The 23,578-nt window shown below is 63.7% G+C and carries 23 protein-coding genes and 1 tRNA gene; 7 read left to right on the top strand and 17 right to left on the bottom strand.

Annotated elements, in window-relative coordinates; genetic code table 11:
• Nucleotides 1-85 precede the first annotated feature (85 nt).
• Genes QRM57_RS15620 through QRM57_RS15610 form a run of 3 tightly spaced genes read left to right on the top strand, consistent with a single transcriptional unit; the run spans nucleotide 86 to nucleotide 2,215 of the window.
• Nucleotides 86-874 carry an alpha/beta hydrolase gene (locus tag QRM57_RS15620; RefSeq protein WP_284987304.1) on the top strand — a complete coding sequence of 263 codons (789 nt, stop codon included), beginning with the start codon at nucleotides 86-88 and terminating at the stop codon, nucleotides 872-874.
• A complete protein-coding gene (locus tag QRM57_RS15615; RefSeq protein WP_284987246.1) occupies nucleotides 871-1,674 on the top strand; it encodes an alpha/beta hydrolase in 804 nt (267 codons plus the stop codon). Before QRM57_RS15620 ends, QRM57_RS15615 begins: the two co-directional genes overlap by 4 nt.
• Nucleotides 1,661-2,215: a hypothetical protein gene (locus QRM57_RS15610; RefSeq protein WP_284987245.1), complete on the top strand. Its 555-nt coding sequence runs from the start codon at nucleotides 1,661-1,663 to the stop codon at nucleotides 2,213-2,215. The genes QRM57_RS15615 and QRM57_RS15610 overlap by 14 nt, the downstream gene beginning before the upstream one ends.
• Before the next feature lie 46 nt (nucleotides 2,216-2,261).
• Here the strand turns inward: QRM57_RS15610 and QRM57_RS15605 are convergent, their stop codons facing one another.
• Nucleotides 2,262-3,320: an ROK family protein gene (locus QRM57_RS15605; protein WP_284987244.1), complete on the bottom strand. Its 1,059-nt coding sequence runs from the start codon at nucleotides 3,318-3,320 to the stop codon at nucleotides 2,262-2,264.
• Between the two features lie 186 nt (nucleotides 3,321-3,506).
• Here QRM57_RS15605 and QRM57_RS15600 point away from each other — a divergent pair, with 186 nt between their 5' ends.
• Complete coding sequence (locus tag QRM57_RS15600; RefSeq protein ID WP_284987243.1) at nucleotides 3,507-5,318, top strand: AMP-dependent synthetase/ligase; 1,812 nt, start codon at nucleotides 3,507-3,509, stop codon at nucleotides 5,316-5,318.
• A gap of 84 nt (nucleotides 5,319-5,402) precedes the next feature.
• On the opposite strand, the gene QRM57_RS15595 is transcribed toward QRM57_RS15600, so the two are convergent.
• Complete coding sequence (locus QRM57_RS15595; RefSeq protein WP_284987242.1) at nucleotides 5,403-8,798, bottom strand: pyruvate carboxylase; 3,396 nt, start codon at nucleotides 8,796-8,798, stop codon at nucleotides 5,403-5,405.
• 302 nt (nucleotides 8,799-9,100) lie between these two features.
• Here QRM57_RS15595 and QRM57_RS15590 point away from each other — a divergent pair, with 302 nt between their 5' ends.
• On the top strand, nucleotides 9,101-9,910 hold the full coding sequence (locus QRM57_RS15590; protein ID WP_284987241.1) for a ParA family protein: 810 nt from the start codon (nucleotides 9,101-9,103) through the stop codon (nucleotides 9,908-9,910).
• An 89-nt stretch (nucleotides 9,911-9,999) separates the two neighbouring features.
• Here the strand turns inward: QRM57_RS15590 and QRM57_RS15585 are convergent, their stop codons facing one another.
• From QRM57_RS15585 to gcvH, 5 genes are all read right to left on the bottom strand, one after another.
• On the bottom strand, nucleotides 10,000-10,593 hold the full coding sequence (locus QRM57_RS15585; RefSeq protein WP_011774391.1) for a MerR family transcriptional regulator: 594 nt from the start codon (nucleotides 10,591-10,593) through the stop codon (nucleotides 10,000-10,002).
• A gap of 236 nt (nucleotides 10,594-10,829) precedes the next feature.
• Nucleotides 10,830-11,333, bottom strand: a complete 504-nt coding sequence (locus QRM57_RS15580; protein WP_231339091.1) for a bifunctional nuclease family protein — start codon at nucleotides 11,331-11,333, stop codon at nucleotides 10,830-10,832.
• A complete protein-coding gene (gene ftsR / locus QRM57_RS15575; RefSeq protein ID WP_257371341.1) occupies nucleotides 11,333-12,049 on the bottom strand; it encodes a transcriptional regulator FtsR in 717 nt (238 codons plus the stop codon). The genes QRM57_RS15580 and ftsR overlap by 1 nt, the downstream gene beginning before the upstream one ends.
• A gap of 20 nt (nucleotides 12,050-12,069) precedes the next feature.
• Entirely contained in the window at nucleotides 12,070-12,546 is a 477-nt protein-coding gene (locus tag QRM57_RS15570; protein WP_235520410.1) for an FHA domain-containing protein, read from the bottom strand.
• Between the two features lie 133 nt (nucleotides 12,547-12,679).
• Nucleotides 12,680-13,066, bottom strand: coding sequence for a glycine cleavage system protein GcvH (gene gcvH / locus QRM57_RS15565; protein WP_211711344.1), 387 nt, complete (start codon nucleotides 13,064-13,066; stop codon nucleotides 12,680-12,682).
• 117 nt (nucleotides 13,067-13,183) lie between these two features.
• On the opposite strand from gcvH, the gene QRM57_RS15560 reads away from it, so the two are divergent.
• Nucleotides 13,184-13,342, top strand: coding sequence for a hypothetical protein (locus QRM57_RS15560; protein ID WP_284987240.1), 159 nt, complete (start codon nucleotides 13,184-13,186; stop codon nucleotides 13,340-13,342).
• A gap of 80 nt (nucleotides 13,343-13,422) precedes the next feature.
• On the opposite strand, the gene QRM57_RS15555 is transcribed toward QRM57_RS15560, so the two are convergent.
• Nucleotides 13,423-14,631, bottom strand: coding sequence for an MFS transporter (locus tag QRM57_RS15555; protein ID WP_284987239.1), 1,209 nt, complete (start codon nucleotides 14,629-14,631; stop codon nucleotides 13,423-13,425).
• Nucleotides 14,632-14,805: 174 nt separating this feature from the next.
• Between QRM57_RS15555 and QRM57_RS15550 the strand changes: the two genes are divergently transcribed.
• Nucleotides 14,806-15,252, top strand: a complete 447-nt coding sequence (locus tag QRM57_RS15550; RefSeq protein WP_284987238.1) for a MarR family winged helix-turn-helix transcriptional regulator — start codon at nucleotides 14,806-14,808, stop codon at nucleotides 15,250-15,252.
• Nucleotides 15,253-15,379: 127 nt separating this feature from the next.
• On the opposite strand, the gene QRM57_RS15545 is transcribed toward QRM57_RS15550, so the two are convergent.
• The 9 genes from QRM57_RS15545 to QRM57_RS15505 form a co-directional block, all read right to left on the bottom strand.
• Nucleotides 15,380-15,456: transfer RNA gene (locus QRM57_RS15545), tRNA-Pro, on the bottom strand.
• A 141-nt stretch (nucleotides 15,457-15,597) separates the two neighbouring features.
• Nucleotides 15,598-17,148 (bottom strand): ribosome biogenesis GTPase Der, encoded by a 1,551-nt coding sequence (der, locus tag QRM57_RS15540; RefSeq protein WP_235520406.1) that lies wholly within the window; start codon nucleotides 17,146-17,148, stop codon nucleotides 15,598-15,600.
• A gap of 10 nt (nucleotides 17,149-17,158) precedes the next feature.
• On the bottom strand, nucleotides 17,159-17,893 hold the full coding sequence (locus QRM57_RS15535; RefSeq protein WP_257371300.1) for a lysophospholipid acyltransferase family protein: 735 nt from the start codon (nucleotides 17,891-17,893) through the stop codon (nucleotides 17,159-17,161).
• Complete coding sequence (gene cmk, locus QRM57_RS15530; protein ID WP_257371299.1) at nucleotides 17,883-18,596, bottom strand: (d)CMP kinase; 714 nt, start codon at nucleotides 18,594-18,596, stop codon at nucleotides 17,883-17,885. Before cmk ends, QRM57_RS15535 begins: the two co-directional genes overlap by 11 nt.
• A complete protein-coding gene (locus QRM57_RS15525; RefSeq protein WP_257371298.1) occupies nucleotides 18,596-19,702 on the bottom strand; it encodes a prephenate dehydrogenase in 1,107 nt (368 codons plus the stop codon). The genes cmk and QRM57_RS15525 overlap by 1 nt, the downstream gene beginning before the upstream one ends.
• Nucleotides 19,703-19,705: 3 nt before the next feature.
• Entirely contained in the window at nucleotides 19,706-20,917 is a 1,212-nt protein-coding gene (locus QRM57_RS15520; RefSeq protein WP_211711352.1) for a pseudouridine synthase, read from the bottom strand.
• A 149-nt stretch (nucleotides 20,918-21,066) separates the two neighbouring features.
• Nucleotides 21,067-21,723, bottom strand: a complete 657-nt coding sequence (gene scpB / locus QRM57_RS15515) for an SMC-Scp complex subunit ScpB (protein WP_235520402.1) — start codon at nucleotides 21,721-21,723, stop codon at nucleotides 21,067-21,069.
• Nucleotides 21,716-22,633 carry a segregation and condensation protein A gene (locus QRM57_RS15510; protein WP_284987237.1) on the bottom strand — a complete coding sequence of 306 codons (918 nt, stop codon included), beginning with the start codon at nucleotides 22,631-22,633 and terminating at the stop codon, nucleotides 21,716-21,718. Before QRM57_RS15510 ends, scpB begins: the two co-directional genes overlap by 8 nt.
• Nucleotides 22,634-22,660: 27 nt before the next feature.
• Nucleotides 22,661-23,560, bottom strand: coding sequence for a ParA family protein (locus QRM57_RS15505; RefSeq protein ID WP_257371296.1), 900 nt, complete (start codon nucleotides 23,558-23,560; stop codon nucleotides 22,661-22,663).
• Nucleotides 23,561-23,578 lie beyond the last annotated feature (18 nt).

Raw genomic sequence — 23,578 nt, 5'->3', positions numbered from 1 at the left:
TGGCATGCTTCCGGCAACCCGGCCGGCACTCAACAGCAACCCTACTCCAGTGAGAAATCTCCAGAACAGTGACACGATGGGACGCATGACGGAACGCCCTTCACCTGCTGCGCCGCTCGCCTTCCACTATGCCGGGCATGGACCAAACGCCTCCACTGGCGTGGCCATCTGCCACGGTTTCACGGGCAGCCCCCTGAGCATGCTCCCGTGGGCTGAGTATCTGGCCTCCCAGGGATTTGCCGTCTCCGTGCCGCTGCTCCCCGGCCACGGCACCAGTTGGCATGACCTCGCAACCACCCGCTGGCAGGACTGGTACCGGACCTTCGAGCAGAGCTACCTTGAACTTGCTGGACAGACCAGGACCTGTTTTGTTGCCGGGCTGTCCATGGGAGGTGCCGTGGCACTTCGGGTTGCCGCCCTCCATGATGTTCCTGGCCTGGTGCTGGTCAATCCCGGCCTCAGCTTTTATGACAGGCGCGTGAAGTACGTGGGCGCCCTGAAGTATGTCATGCGGACCACCACCCCCATTGTGGAGGACTCACCGGCGCCGGCCACCGATGAGACGGGCGACTACTCCAAGACTCCCTTGAAGTCAGTGCACGAGCTGAAGAAGCTTTTCCGCGCCGCGACCCGTGGCCTGCCGGAAGTGCAGGCACCTGCATTGGTATTCAAATCGGCGGTGGATGGCGTCATCCCTCCAAGTTCCGTGGCCACCATCGAACGGCACATCGCTTCCTCGCGCCTGAAGGTCGTGACCCTTCCCCATAGCGGGCACGTAGCCACCCTGGATGTGGACGCGCCCACCATTTTCGAAGAATCCGCCAGGTTTTTCCGTCAGCACGCCGACGACAGAGTAGCCTCAGAGTCATCATGAACATGCTTCCGGATTTCTCGCCGTTCTCCAGCCAGTGGAACGGGATCGGGCCACGCGTTGGCGTTGTCATGTCCCATGGGTTCACTGGCAGCCCGCACAGCGTCAGGCCGTGGGCTGAACACCTGGCCGCTGCAGGCTACGCTGTCCGCCTGCCCCTGCTTCCGGGCCACGGCACCACCTGGCAGGACATGGCCACCCGTTCCTGGCGGGAATGGCACCGGGCAGTTGACGACGCATACCTCGAACTGGCGGCCGAGTGCGACTACGTCTTCGCTGCAGGCTTGTCCATGGGCGGTACCCTGGCCCTGCGCATCGCGGCCACCCGACCCGTAGCCGGCACTATCGTGGTCAACCCGGGACTGGTCCTCGATGACCCGCGTGCAGTGGTCGTAGCCGCGTTGAAGTATGTGGTGAAGTCGACTCCGGCCATCGCCAACGACATCCTCAAGCCGGACCAGGATGAAGGTGCCTACACCCGAACGCCGGTGGCTGCAGCCCATCAACTCAAGAAGATGTACAGGGACACTGCTGCCCTTCTCCCCCGCATCAATGCTCCTGTTCGTGTCTACAAATCAACAGTGGACAACGTCATCTCGAAGGCCAGCCTGGAACTCCTTCGTTCCCGCTCCAGCGCGCCTGTCGACATCCACTACCTGGCCAACAGCTACCACGTGGCCACGCTCGATAACGATGCCCCCGAGATCTTCCAGGGCACGGTGGACTTCATCCAAAAAACCGTTGCGAACCTGGCCGGACACGGAGCTTCCCCCGAAAAGGACACCGCCCATGAACAGGCCTGATCCCAACTCCGCCGATCAAAGCGCGAACAAGGATGACGACGCCGTATGGCTGGACCTCGTGGCCAGGCTGGAGGCCACGCCCTCGCCGTCCACGGAACACTCGGACCCACCACGTGAGGAGCCCGAGCCAGTCGACGGCGGACGGCCACAGCGGGGTACGGGCAAGGCGTTCAAGGACTTTGATCCGCTGGGACTAACGACGCCCGCTACTGAACCTTCGCCCGACGCGTCCGCGGTCCCGGACACGGGTGAGGGTGCAGGCCGGCCTTTGGGCCCCCGCGATTTTGAAGTCGAGGACCTGGACGATGCCTTTGTCCCCGAAGAGCCACCCAGTTTGGCGGGCACCGAGCCTTTGATCATGCTGGCTTGGGTCGGTGCCGTGGGAGGTCCCATCGCACTGCTGTTCACGGCCATGTTCTGGCGGTCCGCGCCACTGACCGCGGTGATGGGGATCGTCGCGGCCTTCGTGGTCTCGGTTGTCTACCTCATCATGCGGCTTCCGCAGGAAAAGAATGAGGACGACGACGGCGCCCGCCTCTAGGTGCCTGCGCCCCCTTTTGTCCTACGTCCCCTTTGGTCCTGCAAACTTAGCTGTGCGCGCGGCCGCTGACCCGCGATAGGTCTGCAGCACCGATCATCCCGGCCCGTGGACCGAGGGCGGCCAGGTCAATCCTGGCCATGGGGCGGAATCCGCGCCCGGTAAGGTTTTTGGCGAACGATTCCCGCGCCGGGCCAGCGAGCAACTCCCCTGCATCGCACAGCCCCCCGCCGATCACGAACGTTCCGGGGTCGAGGGCAGCTGCGAGGTTGGCCAGGCCCAGTCCCAACCATTCTCCCTGGTCGGCCAAAAGCTCCCGGGAGGTGGCGTCCCCGGCCAGGGCCAGGGATGTGACGGTGGCCCCGGTCATGTTCTCGGCCGTGCCACCTGCCCTTTCCAGGAGCGCCCGCCCCTCGGGAGAGTTCGTCCGGACCAGTTGCCGGGCTTCCCTTCCCAAGGCGTTGCCTGAGGCATACTGCTCCCAGCACCCTCGGTTACCGCATTCGCATCGGTGCCCTCCGGGGAAAATGATCTGGTGGCCGAATTCGCCGGCCACGCCGTATCGGCCGCGCTCCACCTTGCCATCCATCACCATGGCACCACCAATACCTGTACCCAAGGTGATGCACACCAAGCGGCTCTCACCGCGTCCTGCACCGAAGCGCCACTCTGCCCAGGCCGCCGCGTCGGCGTCGTTGGTCAGCAGGACCGGCCGCCGGAGCAGTTTTTGCAGGCTGTCCCGCAGCGGCTCATTGCGCCAGGCCAGATGGGGGCTGAAGAGGACCGTGCCGCCGTCGAGGTCCATCCACCCTGCAGCACCGATTCCCACCGAAGCGACACGGTGCCCGGCGCTGAGCTCGTCAACGAGCTCCACAATGGTCTGTTCCACAGCGCGGGGGTCGGCCCCTGGAGTCGAGCGGCGGGCTTCAGCGAGGACGCGCCCCTCCGCGTCCACCACGCCGGCCGCCACCTTGGTGCCGCCTATGTCGATCCCGATCGCCAGCCCGCGCCGGCCCATGTGGCTGCGGCGCGCACCCCAGGGAACATCCTTGAAGACCGGCGCTGGAGGCCTGAGTCGGGCACGGGAGCTGGACCTAATTGCGGGCATCCCATCATCCTATTCGCCAGCCCCCGCACAACGGGAACCGGGTGCTCCAGAAAGGGTCAAGTTGCTTGGATTGACAGGTGATCCGTAAAGTTACTCGCCAGTAGGTGAAATAGAACACACCTCCATGAGCGGGCATACTAGAGTGAAAGCAGCCCCTCGTGGCCCGTGCATATCAAAGGAGCTACCGTGCGTGAAATCAGTGTTCCTCCCCTCGTGAGCATCGCTCCGGACACCAACATCACGGACTTCGTGATCAGGGCAGCGGAGAAGGCGTCCAACCCTGCACTGTTTTCCAAGCTGGACGGCAACGCCCAGTGGCAGGACATTCGTGCCAAGGATTTCCTCGCGGACGCCCAGGCCCTTGCCAAAGGCCTGATTGCCAGTGGAGTGGGGCAAGGCGACCGCGTCGGAATCATGTCCAGGACCCGGTACGAATGGTCCCTCGTTGATTTCGCTATCTGGTTTGCCGGCGCAGTCTCTGTGCCCATCTATGAAACGTCCTCCCCCTCGCAGGTGGCGTGGAACCTGGGCGATTCCGGCGCAGTGGCGGCCTTTGGCGAAGCGGCACACCACGAGGACATCATCCGCCAGGCGGTTGCCGCGGAAGATATCAGCTCGGTAGCCAACGTGTGGCAGCTTGAGGGCACGGGACTTGATGCACTCCGCGCTGCCGGCGCGGGAGTATCCGATGACGAACTCGAAACACGACGTTCCGCCGCGGGGCTGGCTGACCTTGCCACCATTATCTACACGTCAGGCACTACGGGCCGTCCGAAGGGGTGCGAACTGACCCATGGCAACTTCGTGGAGCTTTCAGAGAACGCCCGTGCGTCCCTCCCGGGAATCATCAACGAAAACGGCAAGACCATCATGTTCCTGCCCCTGGCCCACGTGTTTGCCCGCTTCATCTCGGTCCTGGCCGTGGCCGGTGGCGTCAAGGTGGCCCACACCCCCGATATCAAAAACCTGCTGGCCGATCTGCAGAGCTTCCAGCCCACCTTCATCCTTGCTGTCCCCCGCGTCTTTGAGAAGGTTTACAACTCAGCGCTGACCAAGGCGGAGGACGGCGGTAAGGGTGCGATCTTCCACCGGGCCGTGGACACGGCGATCGCCTACTCCAAAGCCCGCCAGGCCGGGTCACTGGGGCTCGGGCTGAAGATCAAGCATGCCGTGTTCGACAAACTCGTCTACGGAAAGCTCCGGGATGCCATGGGCGGCCACGTGGCCCATGCCGTGTCCGGTGGCGGTCCCTTGGGGGAACGCCTGGGCCACTTCTTCCAGGGCATTGGACTCCAGATCCTGGAAGGGTACGGGCTCACGGAGACCACGGCCCCGATTTCGGTCAACACACCCTCCATGATCAAGATCGGCACAGTGGGCGCTCCCCTGCCCGGTAACTCCGTGAAGATCGCTGACGACGGCGAAATCCTTGCCAAGGGTGTTTGTGTGATGCGCGGCTACTTCAACCGGCCGGACCTGACTGAAGAGACCTTCACTGATGGATGGTTCCGCACGGGCGACATTGGCGAACTGGACAGCAACGGCTTCCTGAAGATCACTGGCCGGAAGAAGGAAATCATCGTCACCGCCGGCGGCAAGAACGTGGTTCCGGCCCTCCTTGAGGACCAGATCCGCGCCGATGCGCTGGTCTCACAGGTCCTGGTGGTTGGCGACAACCGCCCCTTCATCGGCGCTCTGGTCACCTTGGACGAAGAGGCCCTGCCGGGGTGGCTGGAACGTCACGGACTCCCCGCCAAGACCTCACTCGACGAGGCTGCCGGGCACGCGGTGGTCAGGGCCGCCGTGCAGGAACTGGTCAGCAAGGCCAACCAGTCTGTTTCCCAGGCCGAGGCGATCAAGTCCTTCCGGATCGTCACCGCCGACTTTACGGAAGCCTCAGGCCACCTAACCCCCTCCCTGAAGGTCAAGCGCGCCCAGGTCATGAAGGACTTTGACGCGATCATCGAGGAGATGTACTCGGCGCCCCGCGCCTCCTAGCGAACGCAGCCCACGGCGAACAAAAAAGTACCCCGTCCCACATTGATCAAGTCAATGCGGACGGGGTACTTTTTTGGCCGATTGCTAGCCGATCACCAGCAGCAGATCGCCACCTTGGACCTGCTCCACCGAAGAAATGGCGAGCCGCGAAACCGTGCCTGCCACCGGCGTCGTAATCGACGCTTCCATCTTCATGGCCTCAATGGTGGCAACGGTGTCGCCTGCGTTCACGACGTCCCCTGCCTTGACCGTGACGGTGACGGCACCGGCGAACGGAGCCGCTACCTGGCCCGGCTGCGCGGGGTCGGCCTTCTCCGCAGCCTTGACGTTGCTGACCACGGATCGGTCCCGGACAACCACGGGGCGGGACTGGCCGTTGAGGGTACACATGACGGTACGCATGCCCTTCTCATCGGCCTCGGACACAGCCTCCAGCTGCGCGATGAGGCGTACACCCTTCTCCAGCTCGATCACGTGCTCTTCACCGTGCTGGAAACCGTAGAGGTAGTCACGGGTATCGAGCACCGAGATGTTTCCGTAGCTTTCAACACTCTTCAGGTAGTCCTTGGTGGGCCCTGCGAAGAGGAGCCGGTTCAGCGTGTGCTGGCGGGTCTTCGAATCACCCTTGAGGGCGGCACTGTCCTCGGCGCTGATCTGCACGTCGCGGACCTTGACGCTGCGACCCTGGAGGGCCTTGGTGCGGAAGGGTTCCGGCCATCCTCCGGGAGGATTACCCAGTTCGCCCGACAGGAAGCCGATGACGGAGTCCGGGATGTCGTAGTTCTGCGGATTCTCGTTGAAGTCCGCGGGGTCTGCGTTCAGTCCCACCAGGTGAAGTGCGAGGTCGCCCACCACCTTGGAGGACGGCGTCACCTTGACCAGCCGGCCGAGGATCCGGTCAGCTGCGGTGTACATATCCTCGATGGCTTCGAACTGCTCCCCGAGGCCAAGGGCAATCGCCTGCTGGCGGAGGTTGGACAGCTGGCCACCAGGGATCTCGTGCTGGTAGACACGGCCTGTGGGACCCGGCAATCCTGACTCAAAGGGAGCGTAGACCCTGCGGACCGCTTCCCAGTAGGGCTCCAGGGCGCCCACATTGTCCAGGCTCAGTCCGGTGTCACGGGGAGTGTTGGCCAAGGCCGCAACCAGTGCGGACGCTGCGGGCTGGCTGGTGGTTCCCGCCAGGGAAGCTGCAGCTACGTCAACGGCGTCCACGCCTGCGTCCACGGCCGCCAGGAGGGTTGCCAACTGGCCGCCCGCGGTGTCGTGCGTGTGCAAGTGGACCGGAAGGTCGAACCGCTCACGCAGCGCCGAGACCAGCTTCGCGGCGGCTGCGGGACGCAACAAGCCGGCCATATCCTTGATCGCAAGGATGTGCGCGCCGGCGTCGACGATTTTTTGCGCGAGGTCCAGGTAGTAGTCAAGTGTGTACAGGTCCTCGTTGGGGTCAAGGAGGTTACCTGTGTAACACAAGGCCACTTCGGCCACAGCCGTGCCGGTCGCACGCACGGCGCGGATGGCCGGCGCCATCTGGTTCACGTCATTGAGGGCGTCGAAGATACGGAAGATGTCGATACCCGTGGCGGCGGCCTCGTTAACGAATGCCTCCGTCACCTCTTCCGGGTACGGGGTGTAACCCACGGTGTTGCGTCCGCGGAGGAGCATCTGGATACAGGTATTCGGCAACGCCTGGCGCAAAGCAGCCAAGCGGTCCCAGGGGTCCTCGCCAAGGAAGCGGAGCGCGACGTCGTAGGTCGCCCCACCCCAGGCTTCGACGGAGAGGAGTTCCGGCATCAGGGCCGTCACTGCGGGGCCGGCGGCCACCAGGTCACGCGTACGGACGCGGGTGGCCAGCAAGGACTGGTGGGCGTCACGGAAGGTCGTGTCCGTAACCGCCACGGCCTGCTGTTCGCGAAGAGCCTTCGCGAAGCCGTCCGGACCCAGCTCCAGCAACTTCTGGCGGGACCCTGAGGTGGGGACGGGGCCCTCGACGGCGGGTAGCTTGCTGGCAGGGTCGGAGTGGACCTTGAGCTCGCCGTTCGGCTTGTTCACTGTCACCTCCGCCAACCAAGTGAGCAGCTTGGTGCCGCGGTCAGCGGAGATGTGCGACTTGAGCAGTTCAGGGCGCTTGTCGATGAAGTCGGTAGCCACGTTGCCCGCGTTGAAGTCGGGGTCCGCGAGAACAGCCTGAAGGAAGGGAATGTTCGTGGAAACGCCGCGGATGCGGAACTCCGCCAGCGCCCGTCGTGCGCGGGCTACCGCAGCGCCATAGTCCCGGCCACGGCAGGTGAGTTTGACCAGCATGGAGTCGAAGTGCGGGCTGATCTCGGCACCCGAGTAGACGGTACCGCCGTCGAGCCTGACTCCAGCGCCGCCAGCGGAGCGGTATCCGGTAATCTTTCCGACATCCGGGCGGAAGCCGTTGGCCGGGTCCTCCGTGGTAATGCGGCACTGAATAGCCGCTCCCTTGATGGAGACCGAGTCCTGGCTCAGTCCGAGATCCGCGAGGGTCTCCCCCGAAGCAATCCGCATCTGGGCCTGCACGAGGTCGACGTCCGTGATCTCTTCGGTCACCGTGTGTTCCACCTGGATACGGGGGTTCATTTCGATGAAGACGTGCTGGCCGGCCCGTTCACCCTCGGTGTCCACCAGGAACTCGACCGTTCCGGCATTGACGTAGTTGAGGGCCTTCGCAAAAGCGACAGCATCGCGGTACAGCGCCTGGCGGATGTTCTCGTCCAGGTTTGGCGCAGGAGCGATCTCCACTACCTTCTGGTGGCGTCGCTGGAGTGAACAGTCACGCTCAAAAAGGTGCATGACGTTGCCCTCGGCATCAGCCAGGATCTGCACCTCGATGTGGCGCGGGCGCAGCACTGCCTGCTCGAGGAACATCGTGGGATCGCCAAAGGCGGCGTCAGCCTCGCGCATCGCGGACTGCAACGCCTCCGGCAAGGCCTCGCGTGTTTCCACGCGCCGCATGCCACGGCCACCACCACCGGCGACGGCCTTGGCGAAGATGGGGAACCCGATCTCGTCTGCGGCGGCAATGAGCTCATCAAGGTCCTTGGAAGGCTTGCTCGACTTCAGGACCGGGACGCCGGCTTTGCGTGCCGCTTCCAGGGCTGCGACCTTGTTGCCTGCCAACTCCAGCACCTCGGCCGGAGGACCGACGAAGGTGATTCCGGCGGCTTTGGCAGCACGTGCCAGATCCGGGTTTTCCGAAAGGAACCCATAGCCGGGGTAGATGGCGTCAGCGCCGGCTTCCTTGGCGACGCGGACAACCTCCTCCACGTCCAGGTACGCGCGGACGGGATGGCCCACCTCGCCGATCAAATAAGCTTCGTCGGCCTTTTGCCGGTGGATCGAGTTGCGATCCTCATGCGGAAAGACGGCTACGGTCTTGGCGCCCAGTTCATAACCAGCGCGAAACGCCCTGATCGCGATTTCGCCGCGATTGGCCACCAGAATTTTCGAAAACATACTTCTCCTGCATCATTGCGGGTGGATCGGTCGGTGGTCACAGTGTGTAGTGCCGCCAGCATCAAACACAAATCTTTGTGGCAACCATCACAAAGGAATCGTCATGTGGGCTGTATATGCGTGCGCGCGACCCGACGCCGTGCTATCGGGAGAGGTTCCGTTGGCCGCCCGGGCGCGTAGAAAGCGGGAATCCGTGGCGATGCACCATATGATGTTGAGGGGGTTCGGCAAACCCCGGCTCCGGTGCGTCCGGAGCCGAATCAGCGCGATACGGCAACCGGCGTTAGGTTTTGGTTTTTCAAGTGCAAGTAGTCAGCATCAGCAGCCTCAAAGGTGGCGTCGGAAAGACGTCCGTGACCACTGGCCTGGCGTCCGCGGCCCTCGCAGCCGGCATCCCCACCCTGGTGGTGGACCTCGACCCGCACGCCGACGCCACGACGGCCCTTGGCGTGCAGCCGGGCTCGCAACTGGACATCGGCAGGATGCTGAAGAGCCCCCGCAAAGCCAAAATCCAGGAGAACGTTGCCGGCAGCAGCTGGGTTTCCAACGGCTCCAGCAACGGCACGTTGGATGTCGCCGTCGGCTCGGCCTTCACTGGAATCTATGACCGACCGGACCTGGGGCGCCGCGATCTTCGCAGACTGTCCGCGGTGCTGGCGGGTACTGCCGCCTACGAACTTGTCCTGGTGGATTGCCCTCCGTCCCTCAATGGCCTGACGCGCATGGCCTGGAGCGCCAGCGACCGCGTGGTCCTGGTCGCTGAGCCGGGGTTGTTCTCCGTGGCCGGCACCGAGCGCACCATGCGCGCCATTCAGTTGTTCCGCCAGGAGTTCGCGCCCAACCTGGCCCCCGCCGGCATCGTTGCCAACCGGGTACGCACAGGATCGGCTGAGCACACGTTCCGCTTGGCCGAGATGGAATCCATGTTCGGGGAGCTGCTTTTGACGCCCCACATCCCCGAACAGGCCAACTGGCAGCAGATCCAGGGTGCTGCGCATTCGGTCCACCACTGGCCCGGTGACTCGGCCAAGAATTCCGCCAAGCTCTTCGACGCCCTCCTCCAGAATCTGCTGGAAGGCCAATCCGCCGTGCGGGACCGCCGTCAGCGGTAGCCTCCCCGCTACTACGCAACACAGAAAGGGCCTCTCCCCCGTGGGGAAGAGGCCCTTTCTGTGTCCTGCGAATTCTTTGTGGTTGGTTCCTAGCCGATGCGGCGCGCTACCCGCCGCTTGCTCAATTCGTCGTCCGGAAACGACTGCTCGGCGGCATGCTCGCTCGGAAGGGCGGCCAGGCTTCCCTCAACTTCCCGCCATACGCGCCCAACGGCGATACCAAATACACCCTGCCCGCCCTGCACCAGGTCAATGACCTCATCGGCTGACGTACATTCATACACGCTGGCGCCATCGCTCATCAGGGTGATTTGGGCGAGGTCCTCGACGCCGCGCTCCCGCAGGTGCTCCACCGCGGTCCGGATCTGCTGGAGGGAGACTCCAGTGTCGAGCAGGCGCTTCACCACTTTGAGGACCAGGATGTCCCTGAAGCCATACAGACGCTGCGAACCGGAGCCGGCCGCCCCGCGGACTGCAGGCTCAACCAGGCCCGTACGCGCCCAGTAGTCGAGTTGCCGGTACGTGATGCCTGCGGCTTTGCAAGCGGTGGGGCCGCGGTAGCCCGCGTCCTCGTCCAGCACAGGAAGGTCCTCTGTAAAGAGCAAACCTTGGGCGCCGGATGCGGGCGCAGCAATGCCGGCAGAGGACTGCTTCAGCTCGCCTGCTTCGCCTTTCGGACTCACGTGACCTCCTTGTTCTCAGTTCCCTTGGGGACGGTGCAGACACCCATACAACACCGAAATGCAGCATTGTAATTCCCGCAAGACGGCACCTTCCAGTGTGACTTGCGTGGGCATCGGATGCAACGGGAACTTGATACCTTCGACGTTAGGCCCGCGGAGGTCCGAAATCAAAGACCTTGGGCCCGAATTCACATCGTGTCGAAAGTTTCACCCTCAACTTTAGGCTTAGGGTGCCGTCAGCCCTCGAAATCCTCAGGCTCGACGTCATCGAGGAACTCACGGAAGCGGCGCATCTCACGCTCTTCGTCCACCGTTGGATCCGGTTCCGAGTCTTCGCCTTCGTCGTGTTCGGTAATGCGGACGCCGGCTTCTTCCATCACGGCATCGGCACACCAGATACGGCATTTGGCCCGCAAGGCAAGTGCCAACGCATCCGACGCGCGCGAACTGACTACCGTGCCGTCGTCGAACTGCAGTTGTCCGTAGAAGATGTTGTCCTCCACGGCGACAATGTTGACGCTGATGATCGAATGCCCCAAGGACTCCACCACGTCCACCAGGAGATCATGGGTCATGGGCCGTGGAGGGACGACGCCCTGCTGGGCAAGGGCAATGGCGCTGGCCTCAGGGGTACCTATCCAAATGGGAACATGACGCTCGCCATTGAGTTCCCGCAGGAGGACCAGCGGCTGGTTGGACGGCAGTTCGATCCGGACGCCGACGATTTCGACCTCGATCATCAGCCGTCCATCCGGGAAATGTGTCCGTGGACCAGGGCCCTGTGAAGAGTCAGGCAGAGGTCACTGATCTCGCGGGCGGCCTCGGCTGCCCGCGCTTGGGAAGCGGCGTCGCGGCGGGATGTCAACGGAGCGACAGCCCGTTCGACCAACCCAAATTCGCGTTCCGCAGCAGCCTGGAAAGGACGGAGGTGACGCGGTTCCAGCCCATGGCCCTCCAGTTGGACACATGCCCTGGCGACCTGAAGAGCATGTTCATCGAACTTCCCGCCGCTGTGGCTGATCAGTCCGAAACTCAGGAGCGACTCCAACAACGGCACGCTGGCGCCGGACTCGGCACGCAGTTGCTCTTCCGTCAGGGCGCGGGCACGCCCCTGCACGTCTGCCGCCATCTCGGCGGAGACCACCCGGGGAGAAACCGTGACGCCCGGCGGGAGGTTTTCGGGGCGCTCTCCACGGTCAATGGCGTCGAGGTAGTCCTTGATGACTTTGAGCGGCAAGTACTGGTCCCGCTGCAGGGCCAGCACAAAACGGAGCCGCTCCACGTCGTGATCGGCGTACTGCCTGTAGCCGGCAGGAGTCCTCTTGGGGTTAATGAGGCCCTTTTCCTCGAGGAAACGGATCTTGGACGCAGACATCCCTGGAAAGTCGTCGCTCAGCTGAGCAAGGACTTCCCCGATGTTAAGGACCTGCGGTCCGCGGCGGTCCGGCTGGGCAATAGCCACAGGCAGATACCCCGTCAGACTTGGCCTGCAGCGCGGACAGGGCTCAGGTAGTAGGTCAACCGGAACTTGCCGATCTGGACCTCATTGCCGCTCTTGAGCTGCACGCGGTCCACGCGGTCGTGGTTGACGTACGTTCCGTTAAGGCTGCCCATGTCCACCAGCTCAAAACCGGTAGCCGTCCGGAGGAACTGGACATGCTTCCGGGACACGGTGACATCGTCAAGGAAGATGTCCGCATCGGGGTGGCGTCCAGCCGTGGTGGTGTCTGCATCGAGCAGGAACCTGGCACCGGCGTTAGGGCCGCTGTGCGCGATCAGCAACGCCGAGTTCGGCGGCAAGGCGTCCACCGACGCCCGCTCCTCGGCACCCAGCTGGGGTGCGATGCTGGGCTCATCCCACGTTGGCGTGATGCTGATCGAGGTGGTCTCCGACGTAGGCTGCTCCTCCGCGCCGTTCCCGACATTGGCTTGATTCTGTTCGCCGCCAACCATGGAATTTCCTCCTCATCCGCTGGCATTTCCAAACCTGCCAGCACTTCCGCATCCCGGTACCGCCGGGCAAATCGGTTCCCGGCCCGCCGTACCCTCTCCCACAAGGGGAAACGGCCTGACGGGCCAGATAACTTTAGCCTACCTGTTGTTCGTACTCCGATGCACTGAGCAGGGAATCCACGGCATCTGCCTCGGCCAGTTTTACTTCGATCAGCCAACCTTCGCCGTAAGGGTCGGAGTTGATAAGGGCAGGGTCAGTATCAAGGGCGTCATTGCGGTTGATGACTTCTCCCGTCACCGGAGCGTAAATATCACTGACACTCTTAGTCGACTCAACCTCCCCCACCACTTGGTTTCCGGTGACTTTGGTGCCCGGTTCGGGCATCTGGGCGTACACGACATCGCCCAGCGCGTCCTGGGCGAAGTCCGTGATGCCAATCCGCACCACCCCTTCGGAGTCCGGGGCGGATACCCATTCGTGTTCCGCGGTGTAGGACAGGTCTGCTGGAATATTGCTCACGGGCGGCCTTTCATCGGGATATTGACGAATCTCGACGGCGGCCCGCAATGCTGGCCACCGCTGAAAGTATAGGCACATTTCCCCTGCACCCAAGGGGTCTCTGCCATGATTGACCCCATGACTGAACAAGCACAAGTACCAGCTCGGAAAAAGGGCAATGCGGGGGTCAAAGCCATTCTGGTACTGGTGGCATTGTTTGTCGCCACGGGCGCCTGCTTTATCCTCGGCGCAGTACGGCAGAGTCTTGGAGCGAGCGTCCCGGCCGGGATGTTTTAGAGCTTCGTCTTCACCCTCTGTCAAAACCCGCCACGGAATAGTCCGTGGCGGGTTTACTTTTTTGCCGGTAGGGCTGACGCTCAGGCGACAGTCGCCCCGCGTGGTTCGCGCTCGACGTCGGACGCTGCAGCAGGTGCCGGGACTCCCCCGCGCTTGGCTGCGGCTGCCGCAATGACCATGACCACAAGAGCTGCGACCGTGATGCCCGCGCCGGCCCAGATGGGCGAGGTGTAGCCGAGGCCGGCTGTGATGGTGACCCCACCAAGCCAGGCCCCCAGCGCATTGCCCAGGTTGAAGGCACCAATGTTCGCACCGGACGCCAACGTGGGCGCCGTGGAGGCGAAGTGCATGACCCGCATCTGCAGGCCCGGAACTGTCGCGAACCCAAACCCGCCCATCAACGCCAGGGATACCAGGGTGGCTATGCTGTTGGACGCAGTGAGGGCGAAGAACACCAGCACGAGGACCAAGCCCGCGAGAATTACGATGAGCGTCTTATCCAAGGCTTTGTCAGCTGCCTTCCCGCCGAGGAAGTTCCCCACAAAGAGTCCGCCTCCGAACAGCACCAGGAGCCACGGCACCGCATTGGACTCGAAACCGGAGACTTCGGTCAGGGTGAAAGCAATGTAGGTGAAAGCGTCGAACATTCCGCCGAAGCCCAGGATGGTGACCAGGATCGAGAGCCAGACCTGGCCGGACTTGAAGGCACCCAGTTCGCTGCGAAGGCCCTTGGTGGGTTCCGTGCTGGCCTTGGGGACCATGAGCGCGATGCCGAGGAGGGCGATGACGCCAATCGCAGTGATCGCCCAAAACGTGGAGCGCCAGCCGAAGTTCTGGCCCAGGAGGGTTCCAAAGGGCACGCCCAGCACATTGGCGGCGGTGAGGCCGGTGAACATGATGGCGATGGCTCCGGCCTTTTTGTGGGGCGCGACCAGGCTCGCGGCCACTACCGACCCGATACCGAAGAAGGCTCCATGGCATAGCGCGGCGACGATGCGTCCGATCAGCATGGCTGTGTAGCTGTCGGCGATCGCGGACAGGAAGTTGCCGGCAATGAACAGGACCAGCAAACCCATGAGGACAGGTTTGCGCGGCAGGCGGGTTACCGCAGCCGTCACCAGCAGGGCACCGACGGTGACGCTGAGGGCGTAGCCGGAAATGAACCAGCCGGCAGATGCCTCGCTGACCTGGAAGTCGGCAGCAACCTCCGGCAGGAGGCCCATGATCACGAATTCGGTCAGTCCGATGCCGAATCCGCCTAGGGCAAGGGCAATCAACCCTGCGGGCATGTGGAGCTCCTTATCTGGGTGGTTCCCACGGGAGTGGAAGTGCGCCCCCGGGAACCGTAGAATAATAGTTGCAGACGCTCTATATATAGTTGCACACGCTAGATACTTGCGCAAGCAACTACATTTGAGTGCGTCTGTCGGAGGCCAGCTAAACAACTGAGGAGCACAGCAAACATGGGCATCAAGGATGACGCCGTCGAGGTTCGGGCACAGGGCTGGCGAACCCTTGCGGCCCTGCATGGAAGCATCGAAGCGGAACTGGAGAAGGCACTCCAGGCTGCAAGCGAGCTGTCCGTCGTCGAATACACGGTCCTGGACGCCCTGAGCCGCCAGGACGGCTGGCACATGCGGATGCAGCAACTGGCCCGCGCCACGGCCCTGTCCAGCAGCGCCACTACCCGCTTGGTCAATCGGCTTGAAGATCGCGGGCTCCTCACCCGCATTCTGTGCGCAGACGACCGTCGGGGCATTTACACCGAGCTGACGGCAGCCGGTCAGAAATTGCTCGAGGCAGCCAAGCCGGTCCATGACGACACCCTGGCGGCGGCACTGGATGCGGCAGAGGCCGTGCCGGAGCTTGAACCCCTCGTCCGGGCGCTCGGCGCGCTGCAGAAGGCCTAGCCAGATCCCGGTCTTGTTCGCTTCCCCAGGCGTTGAACGCAGGGACCAACGGACAAGGCCGGGTGAACTTGGCATGTTAACGACCAAAGGCCGGAATCGCCGCGTTTCCGCGTGATTCCGGCCTTCATGGTCGGGCTGACAGGATTTGAACCTGCGACCCCTTGACCCCCAGTCAAGTGCGCTACCAAGCTGCGCTACAGCCCGCTGGTTCCACCGTTCTCCGCCTAAGTTTTCCTCCGAAGAGTCCCACCTAAGCAGTCCGGCCGAACCACCTCCAAAAGCTTACACGAAGTTGGAGGGTGCCAACGCCATCTCAGCCAAACTCGGCTGTGATGCCCGTCTCACTCATCGCTTCTTGCCACGCTTCTCGCGGACACGCATGTTGACTTCGATGGGCGTGCCCTCGAAACCGAACGTTTCGCGGAGGCGGCGGGTGATGAAACGGCGGTATCCCGGGTCCAGGAAGCCTGTGGTGAACAGGACGAACTTCGGCGGGCGGCTGGATGCCTGGGTGCCGAAGAGGATGCGCGGCTGCTTGCCACCACGGACGGGGTGCGGGTGCGCAGCGACCAGTTCGCCCAGGAACGCGTTCAGGCGTCCGGTGGGAATGCGGCGGTCCCAGCTCTCCAAGGCCGTGTCCAGGGCAGGGACCAAGCGGTCCTTGTGCCAGCCGGTCTTGGCTGAGATGTTGACGCGCGGCGCCCACTCGACGTGGGCCAGGTCCTGCTCGATTTCGCGTTCAAGGTAGCGCCGGCGTTCGTCGTCCAGCAGGTCCCACTTGTTGAACGCGAGAACCAGCGCACGGCCGGACTCGATAGCCAACTGGAGGATGCGGACATCCTGTTCACTGAGGACTTCGTCGACGGCAAGAAGCACGACGGCGACCTCCGCCTTTTCGAGCGCAGCCTGGGTACGCAAGGAGGCATAGAAGTCAGCACCCTGCGCCATGTGCTGGCGACGACGGATACCGGCAGTATCCACGAAGCGCCAGGTGCGGTCGCCGAGTTCGATGAACTCGTCAACAGGGTCACGCGTAGTACCGGCCAAGGTGTCAACCACTACACGCTCGGAGCCCGCAAGCTTGTTCAGGAGCGAGGACTTGCCCACGTTCGGGCGGCCGATCAGGGCGATACGGCGAGGTCCGCCGGTGCGGTCCACGCCTTCAACCAGGGAGTATTCGGGCAGCGTGTCCATGACGTGGTCAAGGAGGTCGGCGACACCGCGGCCGTGGAGCGCGGAAACGGGGTACGGCTCGCCAAAGCCAAGGCCCCACAGGGTAGCCGTATCGGCTTCCTGGGCGAAGTCGTCAACCTTGTTGGCCACCATGATGACCGGCTTCTTGCTCTTGCGGAGCATCTTCATGACGCCCTCGTCCGTGGCGGTCGCGCCCACGGCGGAGTCCACCACGAAGAGCACGGCGTCGGCGAGTTCCACAGCCATCTCGGCCTGCTCGGCGACCCGGGCGTGGATGCCCTTGGCGTCGTGCTCCCATCCACCGGTGTCCACGAGGGTGAAGTTGCGGCCGTTCCAGTGGGCCGAGTACATCACGCGGTCGCGGGTCACACCGGGGGTGTCTTCCACGACGGCTTCACGGCGGCCCAGGATGCGGTTGACCAGGGTGGATTTGCCCACGTTCGGTCGACCGATGATCGCAAGGACGGGGTCCAGCTTCAGGGGGCCTTCGTCGCCCTCGTCGCCGTACTCGCCACTGAGCAGCGCCGCATCTTCTTCATCGAGCTCGTAATCGTCCAGGCCCGCCCGGAGCGACGCGGCGCGGAGTTCGGCCTCCTCGTCATCCAGGGCAGCCAGGTTCTCCGCCACCTGGTCGGTGCCGGTGGGCGTGTATTCGTCGTCGCCGGCTCCGTGGAGTCCGGATTTTTGAGTCGTATCGCTCATTGCACTTTCCTTAGGGGTGGTCTGCCGGCGTCCCGGCTACTGCTGTTTGGCGGTGCTGCGAAGTGGGCGCTTCGGGCGCAGGCTCGCTGGGGAGGTCCTGGCCCGTGGCCCGGATGGCGTCCTGGACGTGTTCAGCCAGGGCCTCGCGGATGTCCGCAGCCGCCCTGTCCATTGAAACACGCCCGGGTTCGCCCTTCCGGCGCTTCACCGTGACTGGTTCGCCGAAGCTGACATAGAGCTTCCGGCGTGGTTTGGGGATATGGTCCCGATGCTCGTCGCCCTGGCGGGTTCCAAGAATGGCGACCGGAATGACTGTCGCGGCGGAGTTCAGTGCCAGCCAGGCAACTCCGCTGCTGATGCTTTCCGCCGAACCGCTCCCCCGGCTTCCTTCCGGGAGAATACCGACGCAATGACCGGCGTCGAGCAGTTTCTTACCCGTATGCAGGGCCGCGCGGTCGCCGGAACGGTCCACGGGGATCTGCCCGGAGCCCCTGAGGACCTTGCCGAGGATACCTGTGAACATCTCCTTCTTGACCAGGATGTGCATGGGACGGGGCGAAGCACCGAACATGACCGGGCCATCGAGGAAGCTGATGTGGTTGGCGGCGAAAACCACCGGGCCTGCCGCGGGCACGTTGCTTTTGCCCGTGACCTCTGTCCGGTAGACAACATGGTCAATGATCCATCCGATGGGTCGGCTCCAGAGCCGGCTCCATTGCGCGGGGAGCTGGTTCTTAGTCGCCATAAATGACCTTGCTGACAATAGCCAAGGCGGTATCCACTGTCTCCTCGAAGTCCAGGTCCGAAGAATCAAGTGTCACTACACCGTCGGCTGCCTGCGTGAAGTTCACTACCGTGGAGTCCTTGGCATCCCGCTGGATGACCTGGGCGGCAAGTTGTTCCTTGCTTTGCGTACCGCCCAACTGGATCCCACGACGCCGGAGCCGGGCTTCCTCGCTGGCGGTCAGCAGCATGCGGACCTCGGCATTGGGTACGACGACGGTGGTGATGTCGCGCCCCTCCACCACCATGCGGTGGTGGTGCTGTCCGATGAGGTCCCGCTGCCGGCGAATGAGTTCCGTGCGCGCACCAAGGGTGGTGGCGACCGCACTGACGGAAGAAGAAATCAGGGGGTCCCGGATCTCTTCCGTGATGTCCGTCCCGTCCACGGCTACATACTCCGTGGCGGTGGACGTGCTGATTTCCAACGGAATCTTCTTGGAGGCGTCCTCCACCGCTGCGCCGTCGTGAAGGTCCACCCCGGTCTTGAGGCAGTACCACGTCAGGGCGCGGTACATGGCGCCGGTGTCGAGGTACGCCAGCTTCAAACGCCGGGCCACCTCTTTGCTGACGCTGGACTTCCCCGAACCTGACGGGCCATCGATGGCTATCACCAAAGGCTTACCGGGGCGGGCGACCGTTTCCGGGCCAAAGAATTCTCGTGTCATTACTGGAGTACCCGCCATCCACGGTCAGTCAGAGCTTCAACAAGGAGATCGTGTTTGCTGGGAAGCACGGAGAGCTCCACCATGCCCACGTTTTGGCCCGACGAATGGTCCAGCCGGAGGTCTTCGACGTTGACACCGATTTCCCCAATCTCCGTGAGGAGGTGCGCGATCTGGCCCGGCTTGTCGTCCACCAGGATGGTGAGCCAGGAGTATGCCTGCGGGGGCCCTCCGTGCTTGCCCGGAATCCGGGCCTGCCCCGCGTTGCCCTCGCTGATGAGTTGCGCCAGGTCGAGGCGGGCACCAGGTGCCAGTGGCTCTTCCAGGGTTCCGATCAGGCGGTTCAGGTCCTCGCGGACACCATGCAGGATCGACACCACTTTCTCCGCGTTGCCACCCAGGATCTGCACCCACAATGTGGGATCGCTGGCTGCAATGCGGGTGGTGTCCCTGAGCCCGTTGCCGGCCAGGGACAACGCATGGAGCGGGGTCCCCTGAAGACGGCTGGCGAGCAGGGATGACATGATCTGCGGCAAATGCGACACCAGGGCAACGGCTTCATCGTGCTCGTCCGCGGTGAACTGCGAAACAGTCGCACCGAGGTCTCCCGCCAGCGAACGGGCTACCTGCAGGGCCGCGCTTCCGGTCTCCTCCGTGGGGCAAACAACCCACGGCATGGACGTAAAAAGCTCACCGCGCGCCGCAACCGGACCGGACTTTTCACGGCCGGCCATGGGATGGGTGCCCACATACCGAGTGAGATCGACGCCCCGCTCCCGGAGTTCGCCCTGGATGCCGGCTTTCACGCTGGCGATGTCGACGACGACGGCGGACGGGTAGTCCACCAGCGCCCTCTCCACCACATCGGCCGTGACGTCAGGCGGTGCGGCAACCACGACAAGCTGAGGCTGCTCGTCAAGCTCGGCCAACGGGCGGCCCGCGCCGATATCCACGGCAACCGCCTGGTTGGTCGGTGATGGGTCAAAAAGGAACACGGGAACCCCGCGTCCGCGCAGGCCCAGGCCTATGCTGGCCCCAAGCAGGCCTGTACCGAGAACGACGACCGGGCCATCGAGATGGCCCCGGCCGTGCGTACCGAATGCCGACATGCCCTAGAGCCCTACGGATGCCAGGAGGTGCCCGACTTCCTGCCTGCCGAGGTTGCGGATGCTGCCCTGTCGCTGGTCGCCCAAACCGATGGGACCGACCTTGACACGGACCAGCCGCTCCACCGGGAAACCGACGGCGTCGAACATGCGACGCACAATACGGTTCTTGCCGGAGTGGAGGACAACCTCGATCAGGACGTGGCCGGGAGTGGAGTCAACCAGCTTGAACGAGTCCACAGCTGCTACGCCATCTTCGAGCTCGACGCCGTTCTTAAGCTTGGCGCCGACGCCCTGCGGGAACGGGCCACGCACCTGCACCAGGTATGTCTTGGGTACCTCATAGGAAGGGTGCGTCAGGCGGTTGGCGAGTTCGCCGTCGTTCGTCAGCAGCAGCAGTCCCTCGGTGGCGACATCGAGGCGTCCGACGTGGAACAGTCGTTCGCCCTTGTTCTTGTTGTTCTTGAGGAAGTCGCTGATGCAGGGACGGCCCTCGGGGTCTTCCATGGTGGAAACGACGCCCTTGGGCTTGTTGAACACCATGTAGACGAGTGTTTCGTCCAGCTGGATCCGGATGCCGTCAACGTGGATCACGGCAGCCGTGGGGTCCACGCGCATGCCAAGCTCGGTGGTCACCACGCCGTCAACCTCGACGCGACCTTCGAGGATCATTTCCTCACACACGCGGCGGGAAGCCACGCCGGCCTGCGCCATGACCTTCTGCAGGCGTACGCCGTCTACGTCGTGGAGGTCCGACTGCGGGACTTCCTGTCGCGGGCCGCGGTTGCGGCCCGGCTTGCGGATGGGGCCCAGGTTCTGGCCGAAGCGTTCGCTGCCGAACGCCTTGGAGCCGAACTGCTTTGCCTGCTTCGGCTTGGGCTTCAGCGCGCCCGGAGTACCGGGAGCCTTGCCAAAGCCGGGCTTGTTGGAGCCGGGCTTACGGAAAGGCTTGGCTGGCCTGGCGGCCTGGCCACGATCGTAATCGCCGGCCGATGTGGGGTTGTCGGGATCGAAGGGAGCCGCTTCGCGCGGCTTCGAAGCCTTGAAGGGGCGGCCCTCGCCCTGGGTGAAGTTGCGCTTTCCAGCGCCGGCGCTGCCGCCGCGGCCGGAAAAGCCGCCGGCGTTGGAGCGGCCTGCGCCGCCCTTGGCCTCATTGCGTCCGGAGCTGTTGCGCCCCGAACCGTTACGTGGTGAACTCTGGCGTCCCGCCTGTGTCATGACCCGTCCTTGTGTAGTAATGGCCGGCATTTGGTGTTGAAATCAACACTAGCCAGCCGGACAGACATCGTCTGCCCCTTGTTGCTGTGCACCTTGTTGCGGTGCGTGTGTCCGTATTAAGTTCTGGTGCCGCCGTCTGTGGCCGTTGGCTACATCCGGGTGGCGTCGTAGTACTCGTCGATCCCTTCCAAACCAGGAAGGTGGGGCGAGAGCTGGGGCAGTTCCGCCACCGAGCCAATGCCCATCCGTTCAAGGAAGTAGGAGGTAGTCCTGTACAGGACCGCCCCGGATTCGGGATCGTTTCCGGAGTCCTCGATCAAACCACGCTGGGTAAGAGTCCGGACAACGGAATCAACGTTGACGCCGCGAATCGCGGACACCCGGGCCCTGGAGACCGGTTGCCGGTAAGCAATAACCGCCAGGGTCTCAAGCGCAGCCTGAGTCAGCCTGGTGGTCTGCCCTTCAAGGACGAACCTGCCCACGATGTCGGCAAAATCCGACCGTGAATAGATCCGCCACCCTCCGGCGACGTTCCGCAATTCAAAACCCCGGGGTGCAGTGCTGGCATCGGCAAAGCCGACAGCATCCACGTCCGGGGCTTTAACAGTATAGCCGCTATACTCCCGCTGCAGGTCATGCAGCAAATCCTCGACGACGGCGACCGTCACGTTCAGTCCTGCTGCCAGCTCTTCGGTGGTGGCCGGTTCGTCGATGACCATAAGGACAGCTTCCAACGCAGCACGGGCTCCACCTGGCAGTCTTTCGAGCGCAGCCAGCCCGTCCGGCTCCATTTCCTGCTCACTCATTGTTACTGTCTCCATCGTTCCCGGATTCGTCGGCGCCTGGCATTGGCCCGTATTCCTCACTCAGGCTGGAACTGTCCCACGCGGCATCATCACCGGTCCAGCGCACCGTCAGCACGGCAAGGGGCTCGGGTTGCTCGAAGGCAACCACCCGGTCCCGGAACATTTCCAGCAATGCCAGGAAGCGCGCCACCACCGTCAGGGTGCTCTCGGCATCGGCTATCAGCGCGTTGAAGGTCAGGGGTGCGCCCAGCTTCAAGCGATATCCCATGATCTCCGCCTGCTCCTTCACGCTTACCGGCGGGGCATGAAGGTGGTCCAAGCCTACTTCCGGGGCCACCGTGTCCTTGGGCTTGAGTGCCTTGGCCGCCAGTTCCGCGAACTGTCCGGGCGTGTGCCGCCACACGAGCTCCGGGAGCAATGCCGCGAAATGGCTTTCCAGGGCCACCTGCCGCGGGTAGCGGAGTGCCTCCTCTTCCAGGGTCCCGCCCAGTATCCCGGCGATTTCCTTGAAGGCCTTGTATTGCAGGAGCCGGGCGAACAAAAGGTCCCGGGCCTCGAGGAGTGCAATGTCTTCCGCGTCTTCCACCTCGCCGGCGGGAAGGAGGCGCGCCGCCTTCAGGTCCAGCAACGTTGCGGCGATGACCAGGAACTCGCTGGCTTCGTCCAACGCCCAGTCCTCCCCCAGTTCCTGCAGGCGGCGGATGTACTTGATGAACTCATCGGTGACGGTGGCCAACGCGACTTCGGTGATATCCAGCTTGTGCTTGGATATCAGGCCCAGAAGGAGGTCGAAGGGCCCAGTGAAGTTGGCCAGCCGAACCTCGAAGCCCGGCTTCCGGGCCTCGGAGGTGCCGGCGTCGGACGCGGCCTCCCCAACGGCCGGTGGCGCGGCCGTGGGAGTGTCAGTCATCGGGGCGAGCGACGGTACCACCGTCGGCTACGGCGCGCCGCCGCGCGAAATCAGTTCCTTGGCGAGGCGGCGGTAGGCGTCTGCGCCAATGTGGTTACCGGCGTAGCTGGTGATCGGCTCGGCCGCTACGGTGGCATCGGCGAACTTGATGGAGCGTTTGATGACGGTCTCGAAGACTTTGTCGCCGAAGGCTTCAACCAGGCGCGAGATCACTTCGCGGCTGTGCAGGGTGCGGGCGTCGTACATGGTTGCCAGGACACCGTCCACCTGCAGGCGCGGGTTGAGGCGGTCCTGCACCTTTTCGATGGTCTCCACCAGGAGTGCTACCGCACGCAGGGCGAAGAACTCGCAGATTAACGGGATGATGACTCCGTGTGCTGCCGTCAGCGCATTGACGGTCAGGAGGCCCAGCGACGGCTGGCAGTCGATCAGGACGACGTCGTAATCGTCTTCGACGCTCTTCAGTGCGCGGTCCAGGACCTGCTCGCGCGCTACCTCGTTCACCAACTGGACTTCGGCCGCGGAGAGGTCGATGTTGGCGGGGAGGAGGTCCACGCCTTCCACTCCGGTCTGCTGGATGGCGTCACGGATACTGACCTTGCGGTCCATGAGGACGTTATAGACGGTGAGGTCGAGCTCGTGCGGATTCGCACCCAGCCCAGCGGACAGGGCTCCCTGGGGGTCGAAGTCCACCAGGAGGACACGCCGGCCATACTCTGCGAGCGCAGCCGCGAGATTGATGGTGGACGTGGTCTTGCCGACGCCACCCTTTTGGTTGACCATGGCGATGACTCTCGCCGGGCCGTGGGAGGCCAACGGAGCGGGTTCCGGAAATTCGCGGTAAGGGCGCCCGGTGGGCCCCATGACGGCGTCTTCCAGATCGAGCCCGGTACCTTCCAGCGTTGCGGAACCCCGTTCGATGCTCACGTATCCAACCACTCTTTC

Origin of the sequence: Arthrobacter sp. fls2-241-R2A-172, from assembly GCF_030208885.1 — a bacterium.
In the GTDB taxonomy this organism is placed as follows: domain Bacteria; phylum Actinomycetota; class Actinomycetes; order Actinomycetales; family Micrococcaceae; genus Arthrobacter.
This window is presented reverse-complemented; position numbering and strand designations above follow the sequence as displayed.

Coding starts and splice junctions, on each gene's coding strand:
- QRM57_RS15620 (WP_284987304.1), top strand. CDS start 86: ATGACGGAACGCCCTTCACCTGCTGCGCCGCTCGCCTTCCACTATGCC.
- QRM57_RS15615 (WP_284987246.1), top strand. CDS start 871: ATGAACATGCTTCCGGATTTCTCGCCGTTCTCCAGCCAGTGGAACGGG.
- QRM57_RS15610 (WP_284987245.1), top strand. CDS start 1,661: ATGAACAGGCCTGATCCCAACTCCGCCGATCAAAGCGCGAACAAGGAT.
- QRM57_RS15605 (WP_284987244.1), bottom strand. CDS start 3,320: ATGCCCGCAATTAGGTCCAGCTCCCGTGCCCGACTCAGGCCTCCAGCG.
- QRM57_RS15595 (WP_284987242.1), bottom strand. CDS start 8,798: ATGTTTTCGAAAATTCTGGTGGCCAATCGCGGCGAAATCGCGATCAGG.
- QRM57_RS15580 (WP_231339091.1), bottom strand. CDS start 11,333: ATGATCGAGGTCGAAATCGTCGGCGTCCGGATCGAACTGCCGTCCAAC.
- QRM57_RS15570 (WP_235520410.1), bottom strand. CDS start 12,546: ATGGTTGGCGGCGAACAGAATCAAGCCAATGTCGGGAACGGCGCGGAG.
- QRM57_RS15560 (WP_284987240.1), top strand. CDS start 13,184: ATGACTGAACAAGCACAAGTACCAGCTCGGAAAAAGGGCAATGCGGGG.
- QRM57_RS15555 (WP_284987239.1), bottom strand. CDS start 14,631: ATGCCCGCAGGGTTGATTGCCCTTGCCCTAGGCGGATTCGGCATCGGA.
- QRM57_RS15550 (WP_284987238.1), top strand. CDS start 14,806: ATGGGCATCAAGGATGACGCCGTCGAGGTTCGGGCACAGGGCTGGCGA.
- der (WP_235520406.1), bottom strand. CDS start 17,148: ATGAGCGATACGACTCAAAAATCCGGACTCCACGGAGCCGGCGACGAC.
- QRM57_RS15535 (WP_257371300.1), bottom strand. CDS start 17,893: ATGGCGACTAAGAACCAGCTCCCCGCGCAATGGAGCCGGCTCTGGAGC.
- cmk (WP_257371299.1), bottom strand. CDS start 18,596: ATGACACGAGAATTCTTTGGCCCGGAAACGGTCGCCCGCCCCGGTAAG.
- QRM57_RS15525 (WP_257371298.1), bottom strand. CDS start 19,702: ATGTCGGCATTCGGTACGCACGGCCGGGGCCATCTCGATGGCCCGGTC.
- QRM57_RS15520 (WP_211711352.1), bottom strand. CDS start 20,917: ATGACACAGGCGGGACGCCAGAGTTCACCACGTAACGGTTCGGGGCGC.
- scpB (WP_235520402.1), bottom strand. CDS start 21,723: ATGAGTGAGCAGGAAATGGAGCCGGACGGGCTGGCTGCGCTCGAAAGA.
- QRM57_RS15510 (WP_284987237.1), bottom strand. CDS start 22,633: ATGACTGACACTCCCACGGCCGCGCCACCGGCCGTTGGGGAGGCCGCG.